Origin of the sequence: Spiroplasma endosymbiont of Clivina fossor (assembly GCF_964031115.1) — a bacterium.
GTDB lineage: Bacteria > Bacillota_I > Bacilli_A > Mycoplasmatales > Nriv7 > Nriv7.
Genome location: NZ_OZ035006.1, coordinates 1,340,909 through 1,363,874, shown reverse-complemented (window position 1 = coordinate 1,363,874; position 22,966 = coordinate 1,340,909). Strand labels below are relative to the sequence as shown.

General features: G+C 24.3%; 30 protein-coding genes and 2 pseudogenes. 26 read left to right on the top strand and 6 right to left on the bottom strand.

Going from position 1 to position 22,966, the window contains the following annotated elements; all coding sequences use genetic code 4:
* Positions 1-109 precede the first annotated feature (109 nt).
* The 22 genes and pseudogenes from AAHM82_RS08105 (at position 110) to AAHM82_RS08020 (ending at position 13,884) form a co-directional block, all read left to right on the top strand.
* The gene (locus AAHM82_RS08105; RefSeq protein WP_342263584.1) at positions 110-397 is read left to right on the top strand and encodes a hypothetical protein; all 288 of its coding nucleotides are present in this window, start codon (positions 110-112) and stop codon (positions 395-397) included.
* A gap of 11 nt (positions 398-408) precedes the next feature.
* Positions 409-1,377: a tRNA (adenosine(37)-N6)-threonylcarbamoyltransferase complex transferase subunit TsaD gene (gene tsaD, locus AAHM82_RS08100; RefSeq protein WP_342263583.1), complete on the top strand. Its 969-nt coding sequence runs from the start codon at positions 409-411 to the stop codon at positions 1,375-1,377.
* A gap of 335 nt (positions 1,378-1,712) precedes the next feature.
* Positions 1,713-2,153, top strand: coding sequence for a transposase family protein (locus AAHM82_RS14185; protein ID WP_342263396.1), 441 nt, complete (start codon positions 1,713-1,715; stop codon positions 2,151-2,153).
* Positions 2,150-2,542: a transposase family protein gene (locus tag AAHM82_RS14180; protein ID WP_342264845.1), complete on the top strand. Its 393-nt coding sequence runs from the start codon at positions 2,150-2,152 to the stop codon at positions 2,540-2,542. The genes AAHM82_RS14185 and AAHM82_RS14180 overlap by 4 nt, the downstream gene beginning before the upstream one ends.
* A gap of 398 nt (positions 2,543-2,940) precedes the next feature.
* A complete protein-coding gene (locus tag AAHM82_RS08090; protein ID WP_342263582.1) occupies positions 2,941-3,267 on the top strand; it encodes a hypothetical protein in 327 nt (108 codons plus the stop codon).
* Positions 3,268-3,269: 2 nt separating this feature from the next.
* Positions 3,270-3,491, top strand: coding sequence for a hypothetical protein (locus tag AAHM82_RS08085; RefSeq protein WP_342263581.1), 222 nt, complete (start codon positions 3,270-3,272; stop codon positions 3,489-3,491).
* A gap of 164 nt (positions 3,492-3,655) precedes the next feature.
* A complete protein-coding gene (locus AAHM82_RS08080) occupies positions 3,656-3,886 on the top strand; it encodes a hypothetical protein (RefSeq protein WP_342263580.1) in 231 nt (76 codons plus the stop codon).
* A 78-nt stretch (positions 3,887-3,964) separates the two neighbouring features.
* The gene (locus AAHM82_RS08075) at positions 3,965-4,294 is read left to right on the top strand and encodes a hypothetical protein (protein WP_342263579.1); all 330 of its coding nucleotides are present in this window, start codon (positions 3,965-3,967) and stop codon (positions 4,292-4,294) included.
* Positions 4,295-4,318: 24 nt separating this feature from the next.
* Positions 4,319-5,305, top strand: a complete 987-nt coding sequence (locus AAHM82_RS08070) for a hypothetical protein (RefSeq protein WP_342263578.1) — start codon at positions 4,319-4,321, stop codon at positions 5,303-5,305.
* 3 nt (positions 5,306-5,308) lie between these two features.
* Positions 5,309-5,593: a hypothetical protein gene (locus AAHM82_RS08065; protein ID WP_338967899.1), complete on the top strand. Its 285-nt coding sequence runs from the start codon at positions 5,309-5,311 to the stop codon at positions 5,591-5,593.
* A 2-nt stretch (positions 5,594-5,595) separates the two neighbouring features.
* Entirely contained in the window at positions 5,596-5,844 is a 249-nt protein-coding gene (locus AAHM82_RS08060) for a hypothetical protein (RefSeq protein WP_215826579.1), read from the top strand.
* A 22-nt stretch (positions 5,845-5,866) separates the two neighbouring features.
* Entirely contained in the window at positions 5,867-6,256 is a 390-nt protein-coding gene (locus tag AAHM82_RS08055; RefSeq protein ID WP_342263577.1) for a hypothetical protein, read from the top strand.
* Positions 6,257-6,518: 262 nt separating this feature from the next.
* Entirely contained in the window at positions 6,519-8,384 is a 1,866-nt protein-coding gene (locus AAHM82_RS08050; protein WP_342263576.1) for a hypothetical protein, read from the top strand.
* 83 nt (positions 8,385-8,467) lie between these two features.
* On the top strand, positions 8,468-8,908 hold the full coding sequence (locus AAHM82_RS14175) for a transposase family protein (protein WP_342263396.1): 441 nt from the start codon (positions 8,468-8,470) through the stop codon (positions 8,906-8,908).
* Entirely contained in the window at positions 8,905-9,297 is a 393-nt protein-coding gene (locus tag AAHM82_RS14170; protein WP_342264845.1) for a transposase family protein, read from the top strand. Before AAHM82_RS14175 ends, AAHM82_RS14170 begins: the two co-directional genes overlap by 4 nt.
* Positions 9,298-9,455: 158 nt before the next feature.
* Entirely contained in the window at positions 9,456-9,587 is a 132-nt protein-coding gene (locus AAHM82_RS08040; protein ID WP_342263575.1) for a hypothetical protein, read from the top strand.
* A gap of 139 nt (positions 9,588-9,726) precedes the next feature.
* Positions 9,727-9,810 (top strand): annotated as a pseudogene (locus AAHM82_RS14165) (transposase-like zinc-binding domain-containing protein); the annotation flags it as partial.
* A gap of 84 nt (positions 9,811-9,894) precedes the next feature.
* Positions 9,895-10,536 carry an IS1595 family transposase gene (locus AAHM82_RS08035; protein ID WP_342263574.1) on the top strand — a complete coding sequence of 214 codons (642 nt, stop codon included), beginning with the start codon at positions 9,895-9,897 and terminating at the stop codon, positions 10,534-10,536.
* A 466-nt stretch (positions 10,537-11,002) separates the two neighbouring features.
* A complete protein-coding gene (locus tag AAHM82_RS08030; protein WP_342263573.1) occupies positions 11,003-11,497 on the top strand; it encodes a nucleoside 2-deoxyribosyltransferase in 495 nt (164 codons plus the stop codon).
* A gap of 826 nt (positions 11,498-12,323) precedes the next feature.
* Positions 12,324-12,716: a transposase family protein gene (locus AAHM82_RS08025; protein WP_342263426.1), complete on the top strand. Its 393-nt coding sequence runs from the start codon at positions 12,324-12,326 to the stop codon at positions 12,714-12,716.
* A gap of 2 nt (positions 12,717-12,718) precedes the next feature.
* The gene (locus AAHM82_RS14160) at positions 12,719-12,964 is read left to right on the top strand and encodes a transposase family protein (protein ID WP_425289021.1); all 246 of its coding nucleotides are present in this window, start codon (positions 12,719-12,721) and stop codon (positions 12,962-12,964) included.
* Positions 12,965-13,044: 80 nt separating this feature from the next.
* The gene (locus tag AAHM82_RS08020; protein WP_342263572.1) at positions 13,045-13,884 is read left to right on the top strand and encodes an IS1/IS1595 family N-terminal zinc-binding domain-containing protein; all 840 of its coding nucleotides are present in this window, start codon (positions 13,045-13,047) and stop codon (positions 13,882-13,884) included.
* A 42-nt stretch (positions 13,885-13,926) separates the two neighbouring features.
* Here the strand turns inward: AAHM82_RS08020 and AAHM82_RS08010 are convergent.
* The 4 genes and pseudogenes from AAHM82_RS08010 to AAHM82_RS08000 form a co-directional block, all read right to left on the bottom strand.
* Positions 13,927-15,068: pseudogene (locus tag AAHM82_RS08010) on the bottom strand (IS256 family transposase).
* 429 nt (positions 15,069-15,497) lie between these two features.
* Entirely contained in the window at positions 15,498-15,890 is a 393-nt protein-coding gene (locus AAHM82_RS14155; protein ID WP_342264845.1) for a transposase family protein, read from the bottom strand.
* On the bottom strand, positions 15,887-16,327 hold the full coding sequence (locus AAHM82_RS14150; protein ID WP_342263396.1) for a transposase family protein: 441 nt from the start codon (positions 16,325-16,327) through the stop codon (positions 15,887-15,889). The genes AAHM82_RS14155 and AAHM82_RS14150 overlap by 4 nt, the downstream gene beginning before the upstream one ends.
* Before the next feature lie 65 nt (positions 16,328-16,392).
* Positions 16,393-17,232, bottom strand: coding sequence for a transposase family protein (locus AAHM82_RS08000; RefSeq protein WP_342263570.1), 840 nt, complete (start codon positions 17,230-17,232; stop codon positions 16,393-16,395).
* Positions 17,233-17,480: 248 nt separating this feature from the next.
* On the opposite strand from AAHM82_RS08000, the gene AAHM82_RS07995 reads away from it, so the two are divergent.
* Positions 17,481-18,383, top strand: coding sequence for a two-component regulator propeller domain-containing protein (locus AAHM82_RS07995; protein ID WP_342263569.1), 903 nt, complete (start codon positions 17,481-17,483; stop codon positions 18,381-18,383).
* Here the strand turns inward: AAHM82_RS07995 and AAHM82_RS07990 are convergent.
* On the bottom strand, positions 18,380-19,600 hold the full coding sequence (locus AAHM82_RS07990; RefSeq protein WP_342263568.1) for an IS256 family transposase: 1,221 nt from the start codon (positions 19,598-19,600) through the stop codon (positions 18,380-18,382). The genes AAHM82_RS07995 and AAHM82_RS07990 overlap by 4 nt on opposite strands.
* A 558-nt stretch (positions 19,601-20,158) precedes the next feature.
* Here AAHM82_RS07990 and AAHM82_RS07985 point away from each other — a divergent pair.
* On the top strand, positions 20,159-21,379 hold the full coding sequence (locus tag AAHM82_RS07985) for an IS256 family transposase (RefSeq protein ID WP_342263365.1): 1,221 nt from the start codon (positions 20,159-20,161) through the stop codon (positions 21,377-21,379).
* Positions 21,380-21,462: 83 nt separating this feature from the next.
* Here AAHM82_RS07985 and AAHM82_RS07980 read toward each other — a convergent pair whose 3' ends face one another.
* Positions 21,463-21,939 carry a hypothetical protein gene (locus AAHM82_RS07980; protein WP_342263567.1) on the bottom strand — a complete coding sequence of 159 codons (477 nt, stop codon included), beginning with the start codon at positions 21,937-21,939 and terminating at the stop codon, positions 21,463-21,465.
* A 101-nt stretch (positions 21,940-22,040) separates the two neighbouring features.
* Here AAHM82_RS07980 and AAHM82_RS14145 point away from each other — a divergent pair, with 101 nt between their 5' ends.
* Complete coding sequence (locus tag AAHM82_RS14145; RefSeq protein ID WP_342263396.1) at positions 22,041-22,481, top strand: transposase family protein; 441 nt, start codon at positions 22,041-22,043, stop codon at positions 22,479-22,481.
* Positions 22,478-22,870, top strand: coding sequence for a transposase family protein (locus AAHM82_RS14140; protein WP_342264845.1), 393 nt, complete (start codon positions 22,478-22,480; stop codon positions 22,868-22,870). The genes AAHM82_RS14145 and AAHM82_RS14140 overlap by 4 nt, the downstream gene beginning before the upstream one ends.
* Positions 22,871-22,966: the final 96 nt, after the last annotated feature.

Genomic DNA, 22,966 nt, shown 5'->3' with positions numbered 1-22,966 from the left:
TCAATAAATATCAAGAGTTTTCGACAAAATTAAAATTTTTATTTTAATTTTAATAATACAAAATATGGTATTATGAAATCAATTAAGAAAAGCATAGTCTAATAACTGTGTGTGATTTACAAATTTAGAAAATGTTAAATTCAGTAAATGCATTCTTAATATTAAGAATATTTCTAATACTTATGATTTATATGCTAAAAATGAAGAAGAAGCACAACTGAAACAAAAAGTATTAAGTGCTTCTAATACTAAAATTATTATTGCTGAAAATGATAGTATTAACACAATTGGTTTTATTAAATACGCCAATTTAAAGGAATGTGATATATTTATTACAAATAATAAATCATTACCCAATATTAATGAAATAGGTAATTCAATTATTGTTATTAATTAAGGAGAAAAAATATGACCATCTTAGCTATTGAAACAAGTTGTGATGAAACAGCAATAGCAATATATAAAGATAAAAAAGTTAAAAGCAATATTATTTTTTCACAAATAGCTAATCATCAACAATATGGTGGGGTTGTTCCTGAAATTGCTTCAAGACTTCATATTTCTAAAATTAGTTATGTTTTAAAAGAAGCTATTAAACAAGCACAAATCCAATATCATGATATTGACTACATCGGTTATACTGACCATCCGGGATTAAGTGGTTCGCTTCATATCGGTAAAGTTTGCGCTCAAACAATATCATTAATGTTAAAAAAACCACTTATTGCTTGTAATCATATTGAAGGTCATATTTATAGTGCTGCCATTAATAATGAATTTAAGTTTCCCTTAATAACCTTAGTAGTATCCGGTGGTCATACGCAATTAGTTTTAATGAAAAAACATCTTGATTTTCATATTTTAGGAGAAACTTATGATGATGCTGTCGGTGAAGCTTATGATAAAGTAGCAAGATTATTAGAACTTGAATATCCAGGTGGACCAATAATTGATAAAATAGCAAAAAAAGGACAAAATATTTTTGAACTGCCATTAGGGAAAAATGATAACAGTTTTGATTTTTCATTTAGTGGTTTAAAATCTGCAGTAGCAAATTTAATTAAAAAATTAAATGCTCGCCAATTAGAATTTAGAAAAGAAGATATTGCTTGTTCTTTTCAAGAACAAGCAACTAACATTTTAATTAAAAAATTAACAATGGCAATGAAAAAATATCATCCAAAAATGATAACAGTAGTAGGTGGGGTTGCTGCTAACAGTGTTTTACGAACTAAGGTTAAAAACTTAGCAACAAAAAATACCACAGTTATTATTCCTAATAACAAATACTGTACTGATAATGCTGCGATGATTGCAAGATTAACTTGACAAATAATTAATAATCGCTTAAAAGAAGCTTCTAAAAAGAAAAAATAAAATCATTCTCATATGAGAATGATTTTTTATTTGGGCCTGTCCAAAATTCTGTGTCTCGATAATTCATTCTGAATTATACTTAAACGAAGGAAAACAGAAAATGACAAAAAAAAAAAATAAAAAAAGAACCTGATGCACTTGATAAAGTTGTTGATTATTTTTTAGAAAATATTGATAATCCACAAGATTTATTTAAAGGCAATACTATTTTTCAGGAATTTTTGTGTAAAGCACACACTTATGTTAGTTTTACACAAAATCAATAAATAGACTTCTTGCAAAATTAATTTAAAATATAATTGAATTGTTGTTTTTAATAAAAAGGTGGAATTTAAATGAAATTTAAAAAAAATAATCAAATAAGTGATAAAAATTTTTTAAGATTAACTGGTATTAAACATACTACTTTTAATAAAATGCTAGAAATTTTAAAAATAGAAGAATTAAAAAAGAGATTTCGTCGCGGAAGAACCAATAAATTATCATTAGAAAATCGTATTTTAATGACTTTAGAATATTGAAGAGAATATAGAACTTATTTTCATATTGCAAAAAGTTATGATATTAGTGAAAGTAGTTGTTATAGAAATATCAAATGAATTGAAGACACTTTAATAAAACACCCTAATTTTCAACAACTTACTGGTCAAAAATCACTATTAAAAGATTATTTCAAAGATAAGACTGTTATAATTGATGTAACTGAAAGCCAAATCCAACGCCCAAAAAAAGACAAAAACAGCACTACTCAGGAAAAAAGAAAAAACACACAATAAAAACACAAGTTATAATTGAAAAAGATAGTAAAAAAATTATTAGTTCTGATTTTTCTTATGGTAAAAACCATGACTTTAAAATTTTAAAAGATTCAAAAATTAAATTTTTACCAGAAACAACTGTTTTAGTGGATTTAGGTTATCAAGGCATACAAAAAATTAATCATAATGTTTTAATTCCTAAAAGAAAATCAAAGAAAAACCCTTTAAATAAAGAAGAAAAGCAAAATAATGAGCGAATTTCAAAAATGAGAATTGTTATTGAAAATGTTTTTGCTATACTTAAAAAATTTAAAATTATTAGTGAAAAATATCGAAATCGTAGAAAAAGATTTGCTTTAAGATTTAATTTAATAGCTTCAATTTATAATTTACAACTATTAGTTTAAATATATTTGATAATTTAAAATTTCAGTCTTTTTTTATTGTAAATAATAATTTTTATTATGTTTTAATGACAAAATATTTGTAAAAATAATCTAAAAATTATTTTAATAACACTTTTATATTTATTTTAAATTTAAAAATTATAATTATCATATTAATTTTGCAAGAAGTCTAATAAATATGAGCTCATTTATTTATTGCAAGAAATATAAGGTTAAATTAACACTTATTATTTTTAATTATGCCTTATATTTTTTTGCACCAATGAAATCAAACTAAGTTAATTAGTAAACGAGGTTTACTAACAAAACTTGTTAAACATTCAAATCTGCGATATATAAATGTTTAAAAAACTTAGTTAAATAACTTAGTTTATAACAAATAAGAAAGGTAATTTACTATGAAAAACATTGAAAACATTTTCTTAAATACTAAAAAATATCTCTTAAAAGAAACACAAAATGCAATTTTAATTAAAGCACCAAAAATTCCGTGATTTAATAAACAAATCGGTATTTGGTTTCCAAAACGATTTGTTTATAAAGGAAAATATGAAAATTCGATTTGCATCGGAATAATCAAGAATAATGAATACCAAGTAATCTCAATTAATCAATCTGAGCAAGAAACCAAGTTAATTAAAGGACAAGAATTATTAAGTTTCTTCGTTGCCGAAAAAGAAAACAACAAAAAAGATACAAATTATAACTATTTTAAAGGAGTTTAAAAATGAATATTGCGATTGGACTAATATTTATTATTATCTGCATAATGTTACTGGCATATTTTGCTTATAAAATTTATGCCAAAATAAAAATGCGAATTAAATATAAAAATGCCATTAAAAATAATACTGGTAATTTTACAAAAGATGAAAAAGTGTTTATTGCTCGCTTTGAAGAATGAGTTAAAGCTCCTAATTCAAAAGAAAATAGCGCGGATAAAAAATAATGTTTTGAGAAATTATTATGGAATTCTTAAAACTGTTTGTTCCGATAGAAAAAATGCCTGCACAAGTTGCATTTATTGCCGGATTAATTATTATCATTACTTTTCTTTTCGCCTTAATTTCAATTATGTATTTACCAATAAAAATGATTTTTGGGAGATAAAAAATGACAGTAAATTTAAAAGAATTTAATTGAGAACAAATTAAACAAACTTTCTGAGATTTGTTTATCCAAATTACAACTATTCCGGCTCATATTAGTGGTGGTAAAGAGATTGATTTAACCGAAGCACCACTTTGACTTTTAATGGCAAACATTGCTTTTTGATTCTTAACAGCGATTATGGTGTGATTTATTCTAATGCTACTTTGAAAAACCATATCAGTATTTAGATAGAAACAAAAGTAATGTCAAGAAGTTACGTTGTAATGCATTCACAAAGAAATTCAAAATTAATTAGTAAAAAATACAGTCGTGTTAAGGTTAATCGTGGTTTTAATAAATTTAAGAAAAACTTTGAATATAAATGATGAATGTTTTAAAAAGAAAGGGGGTGATTATATGATTGGAACTTTCTTAACAGAAGCACCAGCAGTAACGAAGATAACAGCTAGTGACGCGATGACTAAATTATGAAATGCGATTATAACAGCGTTTACTAAAATGTGGGAAATTATTGCTGTTAATATGCCACAAGTCGGTAATTTCTTTGCTGACTACTGAATATTCATTTTTCCATTTATTTTGGCAATATTCTTTATTTGCTTTAAAATGTTTGAAAAATTACTTGGAGCTGTACGCTAACAAAAAAATAAAGTGAGGTGCAAGATGAAATTTTGCAAATGAATAATAGAAAAAAATAACCATTTTATTGAATTGAATCGCACCTCATTTTTAATTTTATGACATTGAGGAGCAATTTGATATGTTTACAACGGTTATTTTAAAAACATTGTGAGTTATTTATTTTTAGCAGGTTGTATTTTAATTTTTATTTTTAAAATCAGTAATTTAACACAAATTAACAAAGTTATTAATTTCTTAAAAAATTCACCATTAAATATTGTTATTGGTTCATTAGGAACTGGAAAAACCGCCTTTCTAGTATACGCATCAAAATTATTAAAAAAGAAGAAATATCATATCGCATCAACATTTCCATTACTAGAAACCCAAAAATTAAGTTTAGGCCATATGGGATTATTAGATTTTGATTATCCGGTATTGCCAGACAAAACCTTACTTTTATGAGATGAAACCAACTTATTTTTAGAAGGAACTGATTGGGAAAAAAATAATACCAAAAACGAAGAAACCGGTATTCAAGAATATTTCGCTCTGGCACGCCATTTCGGTCATATTGTTCTCGCTAGCGGTCAAAGAGATAAACATATTTGAGTTAAAGTTCGTGATATTGCCAATAATGTGATTGTGGGCATTCGTAAAAAACCCGTTAATATTTTTCGCCCCTATTTAAAAGTCATCTATGGCACCTTTACTAGTATTGAAGAATATGAACGCTGACGAAACACCTTAATTGATGCTAAAAATAGTAAAAAGGGTCGTCGCATTAAATACCGCGATATTCCTGAACTTGATATTTATTTTTTTAAACTAAAAATTCCTCTACCAATATTAAACACTTACAATTCTTTTTACCTAGCATTTTTAAGAGATTACTTAAATTCAAAAGTAAATCCTGACTATGAAGATAAATACTATAATGACACAGCAATTGATTTAGAAGACTTAGAATACTTAAAAATGGATAAATTCAGCAAATTTTTAAGAAAAATGAAAGAAAAGGAACAATAAAAAATGGAAAATCTCGCAAAAATGGCCGACTTTCTCGCCCAAATGCTTTATAAAGTTTTTGATTTAATTTGAAGTTTGGAAGTACCAGGAACGAATATTCAACTAATATTTCCTCTATTCTTAACGCTGGCCGTAGAATTTCTTATGGCAATTATTCTTGGATTTGGTAGTCAACAAGTTAATTTAGAAAAACAACGCCAATATGCAGTTAAAAATAAAGGTCGTTTAAGTGCCTGAGGAAAAGTTAAAAAACAAGTAAAACCGATAAAAACAAAACAAGGTAACTAAAAATGTTTAAACTAATTATTATTTTTATCTTAATAACTGTTCTTGGACTTTTAGCTGGTAGTCATTTTGAAACTTTAACGAACTATATTAGCGAAGGTCTTGCTAATTTCCAAAAATTTATTACTAGTAATTTAACAATTTTAGAACTATTTAAACCAATGGCTCGGACATTTTCGCAACACCCAATTTTTACCATTCTTGGCGTCACTTGTGTGCTGATTGCTTTATTTATTGTGATTAAAGGACGATAAAAAATATGAAAGGAGAATTAAAATGAAAAAACTTTTAGGCAAATTATTTAAAAAAGATAATTCAAAAGAAAAAATGCCATTAAAATTAAGAATTAAAAATTCTTTTAAAAAGCAGTGGTTAAAAATCGTATTAAGTATCATTTTCATCTTTATAAGCTTAATACTTTGAACTTTAACTTTATTAGATACTAAGTGGATAATGGGCACAAATAGAGAATTTATTGATTTTATTGAAAAAGATATGTATAAGTTTTTTGGTTTAAATACTGTTATTATGTTGCTCGGATTGTTTGTTTATTGATTTGGTACTGCGATATTTATTGCTTTTCAAGTTGAAAAATTAGTTTGACTTATTGTTAAGAAAATTAAAGCAAAAAGAGCCTTGAAAAATGAAATGAAACAAACTCATTAATTCTTTAAAAAAATATTGATGGAGAATTTTGCCTTATATTTTTATGATTATTATCTTTTTCATTTCATTTTTAAAATTGGAAATTAATGATTTGAAATTATTATATGAAAAATTTGAAGCATTAATTTCACTTATGATACTAGGATATTTAGATATATGCATTACAATAGCGGTAATTATAAATTGTGGTATTGAGTGACTTATTAAAAAAATAAAAAAAGAACAACGAAAAATAAAATATTTTAAAAAGGAGTGATAAAAAATGTTTATGAAAATATTTACCATGATAATTATTAGTTTCAATAACATTTTTACTATTCCACCAAACATTAATAATGATGAAATAACAACACAAGCCCTAATTAGAAATAAAAGACAAAACAATAAAGTTTATGATTTTGAAATCAAAGGCTTAAAAAAAGTAGAGTTTTGAATTTCAAATACAAAAATTGTACGAGTTCAAATATATAAAAAAGATAATAGCAATTTAAATGAAAAATTACCAGAATTAAAAAATTTAAACAACTTTACTTTTCTATTTACACAAAAATTTCAAAATAATCAAGATAAACAAGAAAAAATTAGAAAATTAATAACTACACACGGAACAAAAATAGAAAATGAAGATGATAAATGAGTAATTAATAAAAAAATAACAATCAAAGCACAAGGTACAGAGTTAAATGTTTGAACCAATAATAATCTTACAAAAGATTACTTTTTAGAAAAAATAAATGATTTTGAAATTGAAATTGAAAAAGACAGTACCGATATTGAATTACCGACAACAACAACTAATTTTGATGGCAACCATAACTATAATGATGTCATTGAGAACCTTGATTACTTAATGATTCATCGTGGTGATTTTGATAAATTTAATTACTCTTATCTTTATTGAACGCCAGTATTCAATTTCATTGACACTTTAGAAAAAGGTTACTACAAAGAATTTATGATTAAAAATTACGGTTTTAAAAACGAAAGCTACTTTTATCACAAAACATCAACAGATTTAAACAATATTAATGAAAATATCCTTAAAATCAAGGCATTTAACAAAACCCTAATTGCCGGAAACAATTATTTACAATTATTACACGGTGAAAAGGAAATTTGAAAATATGATACTGTGAATGCTAACGATTATTACCTAATTAAGTATCTTTTTGGAGTGTTAAATTATCTTAATATTAGATTTAGTTTCTTAAGATACGACCCTGAATTAAGAAATGACATTTACCTTTATTTTAAAAACAACATTCGTACTATTAACGGTAACAATTATAAAAATATTTTTGATGAAATCTACGAAATTCTTGGCAATTTCTTTGCCAGTTTATTTTATGCAACTTTTGATATGGACGAAAAAACTCATACCGAAATTAACTTTAAGGGCGTAGAAAACTATAAGAAAGATTACTTTATTCAAATTGGATTTTTTTATCGCTCGTTAATTACCTTTTATCCCAAAAAATATTTAATCAATGTTATTGGTAATTCGGAATTATTACTAAGAAGTTACTTCTTTACTTTTGATAAAAAAACGCACCAAGAAAATTATAATGCTATTAAAAATAATAACAGTATCTATAAAATAGAATTTAATGTCCTTAAATCCTATGATAATAAGCTAATTGCTCTACCATCTGAACCAACAAATAACAAAATTAATTATCTTAATACCGATATTGATATTCGCTATGGTATTAATATTTTTACCTTAACCTTTCCTTTGTACCATAAAGTAAATATTTCTAACTACAATTTTAAAATCTATGACTTTAATGTCCTTAATTCCACGGCGTTTATACCTGATGGTTCAACAAATTCGGAATGAGACGACTTGATTCCGCCAACAAATTGCAAATATTCAGGACGATGAATACCAACTTTTAATGATATTGGATGTGCCATTCAAAATGCTGGTATCAAAATGATTAACTGAATGCTGACAGCGTCACAAATTATTACCATTTTACGCCCACTAGCAATCATCGCAAAAGCAACAGTTAATTTTTCAACTGCCATTTTTCCAATTTTTAAAACGGTACCTGCCTTTTACTATACCTTTCAGTTTTTAATTGGCTTTGCCATTTTTCTAATGATTTTACGAATTTTTGTATAATATATATATATATATTAGACTTCTTGCAAAATTAATTTAAAATATAATTGAATTGTTGTTTTTAATAAAAAGGTGGAATTTAAATGAAATTTAAAAAAAATAATCAAATAAGTGATAAAAATTTTTTAAGATTAACTGGTATTAAACATACTACTTTTAATAAAATGCTAGAAATTTTAAAAATAGAAGAATTAAAAAAGAGATTTCGTCGCGGAAGAACCAATAAATTATCATTAGAAAATCGTATTTTAATGACTTTAGAATATTGAAGAGAATATAGAACTTATTTTCATATTGCAAAAAGTTATGATATTAGTGAAAGTAGTTGTTATAGAAATATCAAATGAATTGAAGACACTTTAATAAAACACCCTAATTTTCAACAACTTACTGGTCAAAAATCACTATTAAAAGATTATTTCAAAGATAAGACTGTTATAATTGATGTAACTGAAAGCCAAATCCAACGCCCAAAAAAAGACAAAAACAGCACTACTCAGGAAAAAAGAAAAAACACACAATAAAAACACAAGTTATAATTGAAAAAGATAGTAAAAAAATTATTAGTTCTGATTTTTCTTATGGTAAAAACCATGACTTTAAAATTTTAAAAGATTCAAAAATTAAATTTTTACCAGAAACAACTGTTTTAGTGGATTTAGGTTATCAAGGCATACAAAAAATTAATCATAATGTTTTAATTCCTAAAAGAAAATCAAAGAAAAACCCTTTAAATAAAGAAGAAAAGCAAAATAATGAGCGAATTTCAAAAATGAGAATTGTTATTGAAAATGTTTTTGCTATACTTAAAAAATTTAAAATTATTAGTGAAAAATATCGAAATCGTAGAAAAAGATTTGCTTTAAGATTTAATTTAATAGCTTCAATTTATAATTTACAACTATTAGTTTAAATATATTTGATAATTTAAAATTTCAGTCTTTTTTTATTGTAAATAATAATTTTTATTATGTTTTAATGACAAAATATTTGTAAAAATAATCTAAAAATTATTTTAATAACACTTTTATATTTATTTTAAATTTAAAAATTATAATTATCATATTAATTTTGCAAGAAGTCTATTATCATGGTTTAGGTTTTACTAATATTCAAAATTATTTAAATCTCTGAAAATGAAAATACCAACATAAGGGTTTAACTCCAAACCAACAAACAGCGATATTATATTTTAATGTATAAAAAAGTTAAAGTAAAAATAGTAATTTTACATAAAAGCCTTTTAAAATTATCAAGTTGATGATTTTTTTTTATTTTATCAAGAGTTTTCGACAAAATTAAAAGTAATTATTGATAATAAATTTAAAAAGAAAGGTATAATTTATCTTCTGATTGTAAATCTTTTAAATGTGTAAAAAACGGGTTTAAAAATGATAAGCAAAGATATTTATGTAAAAATTGCAAAAGTAGTTTTGATGCGTTTAGAAATCATTTTACTTATCGTAGTAAACTTTCTTATGAACAATGAGATTTATTAATTAAAATTTCTATGTTAGGGCAATCTTCAAGAATAATTGCTAGTTTTATCAACACTTCAACACTTTCAGCATGATTTAATCGTCAAAAATTAATGAAATCAAAGCAATTAGCAAAAACTCAAAAATACTTTAAGAAACTTAGTGGCATCATTGAAATTGATGAAACTTTTATTAAAGAAATTCATAAAGGAAATTTTAAATCCAAAGATGACCCAAGAAAACTCTATATTGAACCTAATGCTAAAAATACAAAATGTTGTATTCAAGTAGCTATTGATGAAAACCTTAATATTTATGCACAAGTTACCAACACTAAAAGACTAAAACGAAAATGGGTTGAAGATAATTTAACTAACAAACTTATTAAAGAAAATTCGCTTTTAAAAACAGATATGCACCCCTTATATGATTTAGTTGCAGTACAAACTAAATGCAAATTAAAACAAGTTAAACATAATGCTTCTAAAAAAGGTAGTTATTTTAATTTAAAAAATGTTAGCAAAGTTCAATCCAGTATAAAAGAATTTCTCACTCACTATCACGGCATTGGTTTTACTAACATTCAAGATTATCTCAACTTATGAAAATGAAAATATCAACATTATGGTTTAAATCCTTATCAACAATCAAACTTGTTGTATTTTAATTTATAACCACTAATTCTAAAATTTAATAAAATTAATTTTTAGAAGTCAGGTTGATGACTTTTTTTATTTTATCAATACTTATCTATAAAATTAGAAAAATATTATGCTAATTGTGGGCAATCAGTTGATACTTTGCTTTTAGAAAAAAAGCAGATTCAGGAAATTATTAAGGAAAATATTTGTTGGTATAAATCTTATTCACTTATTGGTGGTAATGCGATGTATGGGGGTTGAGATAGTGCTTGTAAGAAGAAATATTTTCAACAACATGGGACATCTTATATGAAACAAGCAATTAGAGAATATTTACAAAAGTTTACTTCTTGGGATTAGAAATTAAATAATAATTTTGGAATTTTTGTTCATAAATTGGCAACTTTGCCAGCAATATTTTAAATATAATATCTTTACGAAAGAGGTACCACTTTCGTAGAGATATTAAAAGATAAGTGTTTGGAAAGGGACAATCGGAATGAAAAAAATATTTGTTTATAATGCGGGACCATTATTTAGTGAAGCAGAACAAAATCAGCGAAGAGCAGAAGGAATAAATTTAAGAAAGCAATTAGGTAGTAATTTTGAAATTTTAAATCCAATTGAATTTAGTTTTAATAGTGAAAATGCTACGCCAAAAAATAACGAGATATTTAAAAAAGATTATGAAGAAATTAAAAGGTCAAAATATGTAATATTTGATATTGATGGCCGTGATAGTGGGACATATATGGAATATGGTTTTGCCTTTGAACAATGTTTGCACGAAGAAAAATATTTAATATGTGTTTATAGTGATTTTAGGTTGTATCAATCAAATATTGATGTTGCGGAAATTCCTGGATATGGTATTAATGAGATGATATCAGGTAGTTTACAATACAATGATATTAGTAAAAAGAAAATTTTTAAGGTTAAAAATTTTCAAGAAGCAATTAATAAAATTAAAGAAATTGAAGGAATTTTAAAATAGTAAAAAGAAATAAATTTTTAATTCTTTTTACAAATGAAGAAGCAATGTTGATAGAATTTAAAAAATAATTTTTATCAACATTTTTGTAAAATTATTTATTAACATTTTTTTATTTAAAGGATTTATTGGCTGTTAATTATTTGGGCGCATAAAGTTTTGTTAGGTAGGTAAAGATTTGAATAAGTATTAAGACAGTCAGCAATGATTGTCTTTTTATTTTATAAGGTGTTAAAATTTGTTCTTTGAAAATTAAATACAAGTGAGTTAATAATGTTGGTATGTATTAAAACACGATAAATTGTGGGTGGTCGCCATAACCAAAAGAAGTCTTACCAGTTAATAGATAACACCCTATTAACTATAGCAATTTGTTTCGTTTTGCAATAAAAAATGAATGGGTGGATTTCCTAAAAATATACACGCTATTAAATTAGTTCCAAGGGCAGGATGCGGATGTTAAAGTGTAGAAATTTCTAATATAGGGGTATGCTAAGTTTAAAATTATTTAAATCTTTATCTAATAAAAAAAAAAAAACAAAATTTACTAACAAAGCTTGTTAAACACTTAAATCTGCGATATATAAGTGTTTAAAAAACTAAGTTAACTAACTTAGTTAATATAACTTAGTTTATAACAAATAAGAAAGGTAATTTATTATGAAAAACATTGAAAACATTTTCTTAAATACTAAGAAATATCTTTTAAAAGAAACACAAAACGCAATGCTTATTAAAGCACCAAAAATTCCATGATTTAATAGACTTGGTACATAACCTTTAATTTTATCTACTATTTTGATAATATTATTTCCTAGGTGAAGTACAAATGTTAGATAAATACAAAGACGAAAACGAATTTTATAGTTTAATAGGCATAAAATATAAAACTTTCATGAAAATGGTAGAAATTTTAAAAGAAGGTGAAGCTAAACAAAAACAAATTGGTGGTAGACCAAATAAATTATCAATAGAGCAAAGATTACTTATGACTTTAGAATACTGAAAAGAATATAGTACATATCGTATTATTGCAAAAAAATATAATATTAGTCATGTTAGTTGTATTCGTAATATCTTTTGAGTTGAAAATACTCTAATAAAAAATAGTCACTTTCATATACCTGGCAAAAAGATATTATTAGAAAATAAGGGTACTACTAATAATTTATTAGCAATTGATGCTACAGAAATTCCAATTGAAAGAATTAAAAAAAACTAAAATTATTATTTTCTGGTAAGAAAAGGCAACATTCATTAAAATCGCAAATAATTATTGATTTATTTAACAATAAAATTATTTCAGTAGATTTTTGTTATGGCAGTACTCATGATTATAAGTTATTTTTAAAATCAAATACACTTATAAATCCAAAATTAGAATTAATTGCCGATTCAGGATATCAAGGTTTGCAAAATGTTCATAAAAATACATTATTGCCAATTAAAAAGAGTAAAAATAATTTTTAATTTTGTCGAAAACTCTTGATATTTATTGAATATACTTAATTTTAGGTATATTTTTAATATGATAGAGGTGGATAATAATTATGGAAAAAATAATTCAAGAACTAGTAAATACTTTAACAGATGATCAATTTTTAGAATTTTATGAAAAAGTCAAACAACAAGCAGAATTAATAAAAAAACAAAAACGGTTAAATGAAATTGATCAAAAATTTAGAGCGCAAGGTATTAAATGCCCTAAATGTGAATCTTACCATTGCGTTAAAAATGGACATAATTCAGAAGGAAAACAAAAATATTTATGTAAAAATTGCCGTGCAAGTTTTGACGCTTTTCGTAATCATTTTATTTATTGAAGTCATTTAAATTATGAACAATGAAATTTATTGATTCAAATTTCATTGCTGGGGCAATCTAGTAAAACAATTTCTCGTTTTATTAAAACTACATTAAAAACTGCTTGATATAATCGTCAAAAATTAATGAAATCAAAACAATTAGCAAAAACTCAAAAATACTTTAAGAAACTTAGTGACATCATTGAAATTGATGAAACATTTATTAAAGAAATCCATAAAGGAAATTTCAAATATAAAACTGATTCACGAAGAATTCACCTTGACCCATTCGCAACTAATACTAAATGCTGTATTCAAATGGCAATTGATAATAATAACAATATTTATGTTAAATCCACAAACACCAAACGTTTACAAAAACAATGAGTTATTGAAAATATGAACAAAGAATTAATTAACGAAAATTCAATTATTACTTCTGATATGCAAAAATTATATTTTTTAGTAGCAAAACAAACAAATTCTACTTTATGTGTAACTAAAACAACAATTAATCCTGAAGCTAGTTATCGTAACTTAAAAATAAAATCAGTAAATTACAATCTAGTCTTAAAGAAGCCTTAAAAAAAATTCAGGGACTGTACAATTAACTGTGTTTCTAAGTAATTAACTTAAATTCACTCTGTCTTCAAATTTTATCATTAAATGTGAAATTGCACTACCCCAATTTTGAATTGGCATCGTTCATTTCTTAACCATATTTTGAAATGCTAAATAAAATATTTTAAAAACTGATGCGTCATTAGGAAAAATCTTTTTATTCTTAATGACTTTTCTTAATTGACTATTAACAGATTCAATCGCATTAGTTGTGTAAATAATTCTTCTAAATTCCTGAGGATATTCAAGAAAAATTATTAAATTATTTCAGTTATTTTTTCATGATTTAGTAATTTGTGGATACTTTTTATTTCATTTTTCTGACAAATGATCTAAAGCAATTAACGCTATTTCTTCATTAATTGCTGTATAAATATTGATTTTAAATCATTAGCTACAAGTTTGCGATCTTTGTAAGGAACAAATTTTAAACTATTGCGAATTTGATGAACAATGCATAATTGATGCTGTGTTTTTGGGAAAACAGCTTCTATTGCATCAGACATCCCAGTTAAATTATCACTACAAGCAACAAGAATATCTTGTAACCCACGATTTTTCATTTCCGTAAGATTATTAAGTCAAAATTTGGCTCCCTCATTCTCACTAATTCACATTCCTAAAATATCTTTTAAACCATCTAAATTAATTCCTAAGGCAAGATAAACTGCTTTATTTATTATTCGTTTATCTTGCTTTACTTTAACAACAATACAATCAAAATAAACAATCGGATAAATCTTCTCTAAAGGTTTAGTTTGTCACATTTTAACTTCTTCAATAACATCATCAGTTATTTGACTAATTAAACTTTCTGAAATTTCTGCTCCGTGATAGAATTCTTGCAATTGTGCTTTGATATCAGAAATTGTCATTCCTCTTGCATATAAAGAAATTACTTTTTGATCAAAGTTATCAAATCTTCTTTGTCTTTTCGGAATAATTACTGGTTCAAAAGTACTATTTCGATCTCTTGGTACATCAATTGCGATTGAACCATTTTTAGTAATAATGGTTTTTTGTGTGTTGCCATTTCTTTTATTATGATTCTCATCAGTTTCAAGATAATCTTTAATTTCCGTATTTAACATTCGTTCAGTTAATTTTTTGGTAAATTCCTGAAAAATTGTACTATAGCACAGACATATGTTAGTTTCAAGAGGTTTTTAAAAGTTTATTTAAAAAATTGAATGGTGTGTCTTTTATTGTTCAATGATTCCTTTGAAAGTTATAAAAGTAATAATATTCATTTAAATATATTTGTAATTCATTAGTATTAAATCTTTTGATATCATCTAACAATAATAAATTATTATAATTCTTATGAAATCTTTCTATCTTACCATTACTTTGTGGTGACCTTATTGGTGTTGTTTCATGTATTATCTTATTATCTTTTAAATATTAGACTTCTTGCAAAATTAATATGATAATTATAATTTTTAAATTTAAAATAAATATAAAAGTGTTATTAAAATAATTTTTAGATTATTTTTACAAATATTTTGTCATTAAAACATAATAAAAATTATTATTTACAATAAAAAAAGACTGAAATTTTAAATTATCAAATATATTTAAACTAATAGTTGTAAATTATAAATTGAAGCTATTAAATTAAATCTTAAAGCAAATCTTTTTCTACGATTTCGATATTTTTCACTAATAATTTTAAATTTTTTAAGTATAGCAAAAACATTTTCAATAACAATTCTCATTTTTGAAATTCGCTCATTATTTTGCTTTTCTTCTTTATTTAAAGGGTTTTTCTTTGATTTTCTTTTAGGAATTAAAACATTATGATTAATTTTTTGTATGCCTTGATAACCTAAATCCACTAAAACAGTTGTTTCTGGTAAAAATTTAATTTTTGAATCTTTTAAAATTTTAAAGTCATGGTTTTTACCATAAGAAAAATCAGAACTAATAATTTTTTTACTATCTTTTTCAATTATAACTTGTGTTTTTATTGTGTGTTTTTTCTTTTTTCCTGAGTAGTGCTGTTTTTGTCTTTTTTTGGGCGTTGGATTTGGCTTTCAGTTACATCAATTATAACAGTCTTATCTTTGAAATAATCTTTTAATAGTGATTTTTGACCAGTAAGTTGTTGAAAATTAGGGTGTTTTATTAAAGTGTCTTCAATTCATTTGATATTTCTATAACAACTACTTTCACTAATATCATAACTTTTTGCAATATGAAAATAAGTTCTATATTCTCTTCAATATTCTAAAGTCATTAAAATACGATTTTCTAATGATAATTTATTGGTTCTTCCGCGACGAAATCTCTTTTTTAATTCTTCTATTTTTAAAATTTCTAGCATTTTATTAAAAGTAGTATGTTTAATACCAGTTAATCTTAAAAAATTTTTATCACTTATTTGATTATTTTTTTTAAATTTCATTTAAATTCCACCTTTTTATTAAAAACAACAATTCAATTATATTTTAAATTAATTTTGCAAGAAGTCTATTTACTAAAAGGTCTTTCTTTTATCTTATATTCATTTTTATTACTTCAATTAGTAGTAGTAAATTCAGGGGCATTATCGGTTCTAATTCGCTTAACTTCTATTCCAAACTTCTTAAAATCATATATTGCTCTTTGCACAGCATTAATCGCATTATTAGTTCCTAAACTATCATAAACATAACCAAATGCCATTCTTGTCTTTTCATCAATAAAGTCATAAACATACATATTTTTTTCTACCGGATATTTTGACTTGGGAAAGTGTTTAGCATCCATTTGTATTAATCCAATATCTTTTACTTCATAACGGTGATAATAGCGTTTGTTTTCTTTAATTTTTTGTCTAATTTTATCATAACGAGGGTCATTTTTAATTCAACGATAAAATGTTCTGATATTTCTTGGTAAATCATATTTATGGGCGTCATGCTCGCCTCTAAGTAGATTATTATATAATGACCAAACACCACCAGCTTTGATATTTTTGTATTTGTAAAATAAATCACATACTTTTTTACGACTCTTAATGTTAAATTGATAAAGGGGTTTTAATGGTTTTGTTGATTTAATTATTAAATTATCAAAATCATTTGTATAATAACCATTAATAATTTTTTTAGCTCAGCGATAAAAAGTTATATCAATATTGTGGAAGTGTTTTTTAATTAATGATTTTAAAGTATTTTTTTCGGTATAAAATTGTTTGCATAGGTTTAAATAACTGTTAATTCGTTTTTTAGTTTTATGATAGTTTTTACCTCGGTAAAAACTCTTTAATCAGCATTGTAAGCGTGCTTCTAAATCTGATAATTGGTTTTCAGCGATAATATATTTCATTGTTTGTAACCCTGCTTTCTATTTAATTAATTGTTTTTGTTAATTTATTTTTATTATAATCAACCGTTACTTGTAAATTTATTAAATTTTTTCATATTTAATGACCTAAAAAAGTAAAAATTTTTGTTTGTTGGTATATAATGAAATTCCAAAGTAAGAGAATTCCAGACTAAGATTTGGAGAAAGGATGTTAATTGTTAAGTAAATTTTATTAATTAGTAAAAATTCACGAAAGGGATTTAATTAATATGAAAAAACTCTTAGGATTATTAGGGACAATAACCATAGCGGGAAGCGAAATATCAGGCATTGTTGGAAACGCTTCGGCTTCAGAAATTAAAAGTAAAATTAATTATTCACAAACAAATAATTTAGAAAATTTAAATAGAGTACAAAGAAATATGTGTAATAATTCTTATATTGAAAAATTCACCAATATAGAATCTGATATTAGAAATATTGCCGTTGGTAGTAAAGGAAATATTTATTTTAGTAAAAGTGACAGTAATGATGTTAATTATAATATTTATGTTTTAAAGCAAGGCGAAACAACAGAAACTAAAATTATGGGAATACCAAATACAAATATTAATTCAATAGTTGTTGATAATAATGATAATATATATATTGCAACTGGTTTACTTTATAATTTTGATGGTAATGTTTATATTTTAAAAGAAGACGAAACAACCGCAACCAAAATAAATGGTATAAATGAGAAGCGTGTTACCTCAATTATAATAAACAATAATGATATTTATTTTGGAACAAGTAGTGGTCATATTTATGTATTGAAAAATGGAACAACCGTGCCTGAGCAAATAAATTTTAAACAAATTTTTACAAATTCTGATGATGTTAATACTCTAGCTATTAATAAAAAAGGTGATATTTATTTTGGAATATATCAAAATGGTGGTAATAATAATGGAGTATATGTTTTAAAACAAGGAGCAAATGAAGTTCAAAAATTTACACAAATAGATAGACGAGATATTAATGCAATAGTTGTTGATAACAATGATAATATGTACTTTGGTACAGATTATTTTACTTACTTATTAAAAAGTAATACAGAATTTACAAAAATATATAGAATACAAGGCACTAGAAATGGGACTGTACAATTAACTGTGTCTCTAAGTAATTAACTTAAATTCACTCTGTCTTCAAATTTTATCATTAAATGTGAAATTGCACTACCCCAATTTTGAATTGGCATCGTTCATTTCTTAACCATATTTTGAAATGCTAAATAAAATATTTTAAAAACTGATGCGTCATTAGGAAAAATCTTTTTATTCTTAATGACTTTTCTTAATTGACTATTAACAGATTCAATCGCATTAGTTGTGTAAATAATTCTTCTAAATTCCTGAGGATATTCAAGAAAAATTATTAAATTATTTCAGTTATTTTTTCATGATTTAGTAATTTGTGGATACTTTTTATTTCATTTTTCAGAAAAATGATCTAAAGCAATTAACGCTATTTCTTCATTAATTGCTGTATAAATTGATTTTAAATCATTAGCTACAAGTTTGCGATCTTTGTAAGGAACAAATTTTAAACTATTGCGAATTTGATGAACAATGCATAATTGATGCTGTGTTTTTGGGAAAACAGCTTCTATTGCATCAGACATCCCAGTTAAATTATCACTACAAGCAACAAGAATATCTTGTAACCCACGATTTTTCATTTCCGTAAGATTATTAAGTCAAAATTTGGCTCCCTCATTCTCACTAATTCACATTCCTAAAATATCTTTTAAACCATCTAAATTAATTCCTAAGGCAAGATAAACTGCTTTATTTATTATTCGTTTATCTTGCTTTACTTTAACAACAATACAATCAAAATAAACAATCGAATAAATCTTCTCTAAAGGTTTAGTTTGTCACATTTTAACTTCTTCAATAACATCATCAGTTATTTGACTAATTAAACTTTCTGAAATTTCTGCTCCGTGATAGAATTCTTGCAATTGTGCTTTGATATCAGAAATTGTCATTCCTCTTGCATATAAAGAAATTACTTTTTGATCAAAGTTATCAAATCTTCTTTGTCTTTTCGGAATAATTACTGGTTCAAAAGTACTATTTCGATCTCTTGGTACATCAATTGCGATTGAACCATTTTTAGTAATAATGGTTTTTTGTGTGTTGCCATTTCTTTTATTATGATTCTCATCAGTTTCAAGATAATCTTTAATTTCCGTATTTAACATTCGTTCAGTTAATTTTTTGGTAAATTCCTGAAAAATAGTATTGCCTTTAAATAAATCTTGTGGATTATCAATATTTTCTAAAAAATAATCAACAACTTTATCAATTGCGTCAGGTTCTTTTTTTATTTTTTTTGTCATTTTCTGCTCTCCTTCTTTTAAGTATAATTCAGAATGAATTATCGAGACACAGAATTTTGGACAGGCTCCTAGAAATATATTAATTGATAATAAAAACAATGTTTATTTTATTAATTATAGTAACATTTATTTATTGTCAAAAAATAAAATAAAATCTTTAACACCAACAGTTAAAAAAATTGACACATTAGAAGGCATTGATATTTGAAATAGTTTTATTGATAAAATAACTAATAAAATTTATTTTGCAACTTCTAAGGGACCATATATATATTTAAAAAATAGATAAACATAATATGAAAAAAATTATTATTAATTTTAGGAGCAATCAATTTAACAACAAGTATAAAAAGTTTAATTTTTTGATTTCTTGTAAAAATAAGAAAAATATTTAAACCAGTAATTAATTAAAATTACTGGTTTTTATTTTGTCAAAATAGAAAAAATAAAAAGTTGCTCAGTTGAATGGTCTTGTCATTATAGAAAATTAGAGCCTGTCCAAAATTCTGTGTCTCGATAATTCATTCTGAATTATACTTAAAAGAAGGAGAGCAGAAAATGACAAAAAAAATAAAAAAAGAACCTGACGCAATTGATAAAGTTGTTGATTATTTTTTAGAAAATATTGATAATCCACAAGATTTATTTAAAGGCAATACTATTTTTCAGGAATTTACCAAAAAATTAACTGAACGAATGTTAAATACGGAAATTAAAGATTATCTTGAAACTGATGAGAATCATAATAAAAGAAATGGCAACACACAAAAAACCATTATTACTAAAAATGGTTCAATCGCAATTGATGTACCAAGAGATCGAAATAGTACTTTTGAACCAGTAATTATTCCAAAAAGACAAAGAAGATTTGATAACTTTGATCAAAAAGTAATTTCTTTATATGCAAGAGGAATGACAATTTCTGATATCAAAGCACAATTGCAAGAATTCTATCACGGAGCAGAAATTTCAGAAAGTTTAATTAGTCAAATAACTGATGATGTTATTGAAGAAGTTAAAATGTGACAAACTAAACCTTTAGAGAAGATTTATCCGATTGTTTATTTTGATTGTATTGTTGTTAAAGTAAAGCAAGATAAACGAATAATAAATAAAGCAGTTTATCTTGCCTTAGGAATTAATTTAGATGGTTTAAAAGATATTTTAGGAATGTGAATTAGTGAGAATGAGGGAGCCAAATTTTGACTTAATAATCTTACGGAAATGAAAAATCGTGGGTTACAAGATATTCTTGTTGCTTGTAGTGATAATTTAACTGGGATGTCTGATGCAATAGAAGCTGTTTTCCCAAAAACACAGCATCAATTATGCATTGTTCATCAAATTCGCAATAGTTTAAAATTTGTTCCTTACAAAGATCGCAAACTTGTAGCTAATGATTTAAAATCAATTTATACAGCAATTAATGAAGAAATAGCGTTAATTGCTTTAGATCATTTTTCAGAAAAATGAAATAAAAAGTATCCACAAATTACTAAATCATGAAAAAATAACTGAAATAATTTAATAATTTTTCTTGAATATCCTCAGGAATTTAGAAGAATTATTTACACAACTAATGCGATTGAATCTGTTAATAGTCAATTAAGAAAAGTCATTAAGAATAAAAAGATTTTTCCTAATGACGCATCAGTTTTTAAAATATTTTATTTAGCATTTCAAAATATGGTTAAGAAATGAACGATGCCAATTCAAAATTGGGGTAGTGCAATTTCACATTTAATGATAAAATTTGAGGACAGAGTGAATTTAAGTTAATTACTTAGAGACACAGTTAATTGTACAGTCCCGAAAATTACCTTTCTTTAGGTAGTGATTTTAGCAGTGTTTAAATTTAGTTATTACGAATTTTCAATTTCAATTTCAAAATCATTTATATTTTCTAAAAAGTAATCTTTTGTAAGATTATTATTGGTTCAAACATTTAACTCTGTGCCTTGTGCTTTGATTGTTATTTTTTTATTAATTACTCATTTATCATCTTCATTTTCTATTTTTGTTCTGTGTGTAGTTATTGATTTTCTAATTTTTTCTTGTTTATCTTGATTATTTTGAAATTTTTGTGTAAATAGAAAAGTAAAGTTGTTTAAATTTTTTAATTCTGGTAATTTTTCATTTAAATTGCTATTATCTTTTTTATATATTTGAACTCGTACAATTTTTGTATTTGAAATTCAAAATTCTACTTTTTCTAAATTTTTGATTTTAAAATCAAAAACTTTATTCTTTTGTTCTACTAATTCATTCGCTTTTTTAGAACAGCTAACTATTGGCGATACCGTTAGCCCTGAAAGAGTTATTATGTTTAAAATTTTCATTATTTTAATTCCTTTATTGTTTTATTTTTTCAATAGACTTCTTGCAAAATTAATTTAAAATATAATTGAATTGTTGTTTTTAATAAAAAGGTGGAATTTAAATGAAATTTAAAAAAAATAATCAAATAAGTGATAAAAATTTTTTAAGATTAACTGGTATTAAACATACTACTTTTAATAAAATGCTAGAAATTTTAAAAATAGAAGAATTAAAAAAGAGATTTCGTCGCGGAAGAACCAATAAATTATCATTAGAAAATCGTATTTTAATGACTTTAGAATATTGAAGAGAATATAGAACTTATTTTCATATTGCAAAAAGTTATGATATTAGTGAAAGTAGTTGTTATAGAAATATCAAATGAATTGAAGACACTTTAATAAAACACCCTAATTTTCAACAACTTACTGGTCAAAAATCACTATTAAAAGATTATTTCAAAGATAAGACTGTTATAATTGATGTAACTGAAAGCCAAATCCAACGCCCAAAAAAAGACAAAAACAGCACTACTCAGGAAAAAAGAAAAAACACACAATAAAAACACAAGTTATAATTGAAAAAGATAGTAAAAAAATTATTAGTTCTGATTTTTCTTATGGTAAAAACCATGACTTTAAAATTTTAAAAGATTCAAAAATTAAATTTTTACCAGAAACAACTGTTTTAGTGGATTTAGGTTATCAAGGCATACAAAAAATTAATCATAATGTTTTAATTCCTAAAAGAAAATCAAAGAAAAACCCTTTAAATAAAGAAGAAAAGCAAAATAATGAGCGAATTTCAAAAATGAGAATTGTTATTGAAAATGTTTTTGCTATACTTAAAAAATTTAAAATTATTAGTGAAAAATATCGAAATCGTAGAAAAAGATTTGCTTTAAGATTTAATTTAATAGCTTCAATTTATAATTTACAACTATTAGTTTAAATATATTTGATAATTTAAAATTTCAGTCTTTTTTTATTGTAAATAATAATTTTTATTATGTTTTAATGACAAAATATTTGTAAAAATAATCTAAAA